General features: G+C 42.3%; 1 protein-coding gene and 1 pseudogene. Both read left to right on the forward strand.

Annotated features, from left to right (window positions below; all coding sequences use genetic code 11):
* Positions 1-349: pseudogene (locus BZG83_RS16430) on the forward strand (porin); the annotation flags it as partial.
* 22 nt (positions 350-371) lie between these two features.
* Positions 372-1,324, forward strand: a 953-nt coding sequence (locus tag BZG83_RS16435) for a UDP-3-O-(3-hydroxymyristoyl)glucosamine N-acyltransferase (RefSeq protein WP_077482153.1), incomplete at its 3' end; no start/stop codon positions are given.

Genomic DNA, 1,324 nt, shown 5'->3' on the forward strand with positions numbered 1-1,324 from the left:
CGGTAACATTAATGAAATAAGTGACTTTAGTGAAAAATACTTTGAACCCATTATTCAGTACACGTTTGATGATGCTGGCACACTGTACTTCCGCACCCGGTTTGGTGAAAGCGAGACTCGTCATGCCGCAAATAGCGGTGGTGGTAATGCCAACGTAGACTACTTCAAAGATATTCGTAAAGCCACACTAGGATATGAGCAAGCCATAAGCGATAACTGGGTAGTAAAAGGCGAATACGAGTACGCAAATGAAGTAGAGGATAAAAGTGAACTCGCGGGTTGGGAAGCGAAGAATGAAAGTGAACTGACACAGCACACTTTCTATCTTCAAGGGTTATATAGATTCTAATAATCGGCTTTGAGAGTTTGTAATGTTAAGTGCTTCGGAAATTGCGCGTTTACTGGCTGGAAAAATAAAAGGTGATGCGTCGACTATCATTGATACAATTCGTCCTCTCAACAGTCCAGAAAAGGGTGGACTTGCGATTGTTTTTTCTCGAACAGATTGCTCTTTTATTTGCGATAGCAAGGCAGACATACTAGTAGGGCCAGAGGCTATACTAAAGAGTTCAGCCCAGACTAAGATCTTAATCGACCATCTCGACGCTAACAAACTTAATCAGTTACTTCGTTACTACAAAGTACAGAAATACCGGTTATTTGATCAGGGGAATACCTCTCAGAGTCCCGACGTCTACATCGGTAAGCATTGCCAAATTGGAGAGCATTGCTATTTCATGCCTGGAGTCAAGATCATGAATGGAGTCTCTATTGGCAATAATGTAGCAATTCACGCCAATACTGTCATTAAAGAAGGCACCATAATTGGTGATAACGTTACAATCGATTCAAACAATTCGATTGGCAATTACAGTTTTGAATATATGGCTGGAGAGGACGGAAACTATCAGAGAGTTGAAAGCATAGGTCGCGTGATCWTTCACAACAACGTCGAAATTGGCTCGAATAACACAATAGACAGAGGGACGCTTGGTGATACTATCATCGGTGAAGGGAGCAAACTCGATAATCAGATTCAGATCGGCCATGACTGTAAGATAGGGCGTCACTGTTTGATTATTTCTCAGTGCGGTTTTGCCGGTCATACCATCCTTGGTGATCATGTTATCGTTCACGGACAAGTTGGCACATCCGGACACATTACAATAGGTAGTCATTCAGTCATCAAAGCTAAATCCGGTGTCAGTCACTCTTGTCCAGAAGGTAGCGACTTGTTTGGCTATCCAGCGAAAGACGCCAAACACTATTACAAAAACCTAGCCGTCCTTAACAAACTCACCAAAGAATTTGACCAGAATAGAGG

Origin of the sequence: Salinivibrio sp. PR919, from assembly GCF_001995355.1 — a bacterium.
GTDB classification, from domain to species: domain Bacteria; phylum Pseudomonadota; class Gammaproteobacteria; order Enterobacterales; family Vibrionaceae; genus Salinivibrio; species Salinivibrio proteolyticus.